Annotated in this window: 2 protein-coding genes; both read right to left on the bottom strand. The window is 74.5% G+C overall.

Annotated elements, in window-relative coordinates; translation table 11 throughout:
• Positions 1-1134 (bottom strand): amidase (locus QH283_RS00385; protein WP_280501026.1); only part of this gene is annotated, 1134 nt, incomplete at its 3' end.
• Positions 1131-1970: carbon-nitrogen hydrolase family protein (locus QH283_RS00390; protein WP_280501027.1), on the bottom strand; the 840-nt coding region annotated here is incomplete at its 5' end. The genes QH283_RS00390 and QH283_RS00385, both read right to left, overlap by 4 nt.

A 1970-nucleotide genomic window follows, 5' to 3' on the forward strand; every position in this document is an offset into this window, starting at 1 on the left:
GATCCCGTCCAGGCGCGCCGTCCGCGCGGGCTCGGTGGCCCCGCCCCGCACGCTGCCCGCCGCCGTGACCGGTTCGCAGGCCGGGCCGAGCAGCTGCCGGACCGCGGGCACACTGGCCGCCGCGGGCGCTGCGACGGCTGCTGTCGTTTCCGTGAGACGCCGGATCACCTCGGCAGCAGCGGATTCGGCAGCGGCGCTAGGGTCGAGGCCGTCGGGTCCGGCGAGCACACCGAGCACCGCGCGCAGATCGGCGGCGCTGCGCGCCATCGGCCCCACATGGTCGAGGGTCCACGACAGCGAGGCGACGCCGGTGCGCGGCACCAGCCCGTAGGTCGGTTTGATGCCGGTGAGATTGCAGAAGGCGCTTGGCACTCGGATGGAGCCGCCGGTGTCGGAGCCGAGGGCGAGCGGGACGAGGCCCGCGGCCAGCGCGGCCGCCGAGCCGGTGGACGATCCGCCGGTCCAGCGGTCCCGAGCCCACGGATTGGTGACCATCCCGTAGCGGGCGTTGTTCGGTGCGCCGCAGGCGAATTCGGTGGTCGCGGTCATGAGCACGGGGATCGCCCCGGCGGCGCGCAGCCGGGCGACGACGGTGGCGTCGGTGTCGGCGACCCGGTCGCGGGTGGTTCGTGAGCCCGCGGTCACCGGGGTGGCGGCCACGTCGATGATGTCCTTGACCGCGAACGGAATACCCTCGAGCGGACGGGGAACGCCCTCGCGCCAGCGCAGATCGGAGACCGCGGCGGCCTCGTCCGCGCCGTCGACCACGGCCAGGACGGCGCCGCCGGTGAGCGCGTCGTCGGTCCAGCGTCGCCGCAGGTGGGTGAGCAGGCCGGAGGGGGTGAGCGTGCGGCGGGCGAAGGCGTCGAGCAGGTCGAGCACGCCGAGCAGATGCGGCGGCCGATCGGCCGGGACGGGTGCGGGGACCGCGATCTCTGGTGCGGGAACCGCCAGTCCGGCCAGGAAGTGGGTGGCATCGGCGGGCTCGGTGCCCTGATTGCCGGGCGCCGCGGGGTGGGGCCGGGTGCGGGCGCGGTCGAGGACCGGCGCCATGTCGGCCCGCGCGCGGGGCAGCACATCGGCAAGTGACCCCGCGGAAGCGCTGGTCAGGTCGGGATAGTCGACGGCGCTCATGCGGCCCGCCCTGGGTCGTCGGCGGTCGGGGCGGTCAGATCGGCCAGCAGGCGCAGCACATCCGGCCTGCGGTCGCGGCCGAGCGGCAGGCCCGTCCGTGCCGCTGTCACCGCGTCGAGATCGAGGGTGCAGCGCAGGACCGGTCCCGTGCGATGGGCGGGTGCCTGCGCGACGATCGTGCCGTCGGGGGCGATCACGCACGACAATCCGAAGTAGTCGACGGTCGAGCCGTCGAGGGTCTCCGGCCCGCCCCGGTTGACCGCCACCACCCACATCTGCGATTCCAGTGCGCGCGTCTGCAATTCGGCCAGGAACAGCGTCTCCCTGGTGCCGAGCGAGGACACCACCGCGAGCATCACGGTGGCACCGAGTGTCCTGGCCACCGCCCAGTACTCGGGGAAACTGCGGTCGTAGCAGATGACGCAGCCGAAGCGGACCCCGCCCAGCTCGACGGTGGCCGGCACGGAACCGGGGGAGAAGTACCGCTGTTCGTCGATCGACACCCCGCCGACCACCGAACGCGGCAGCGAGAGCTTGCGATAGGCGGGCGGGGTGGAGCCGTCGGCGCCGTCCCAGCGCACCGGCTGCCCGTCCGTGCCGAGCACGACCACCGAGTTGTGGAACGCGCCCTCGGGCGAGCGCTCGAACATGCCGAAAGCGATGGCGCAGCCCAGTTCCCGCGCCAGCGCGCCGATCGTCCCGGTGGTGGGCCCCGGCACCGGCTGCGCCCAGTCGGCGCGATCGGCGCCGTCGCCGCCGCAGAAGTAGGGGGTGGTGCACAGCTCCGGCAGCACGATCAGGTCGGGGACCGCGGCCCCGGGGGGGGGGGGGGGGGG

Source organism: Nocardia farcinica, assembly GCF_029867845.1.
Taxonomy (GTDB): domain Bacteria; phylum Actinomycetota; class Actinomycetes; order Mycobacteriales; family Mycobacteriaceae; genus Nocardia; species Nocardia farcinica_A.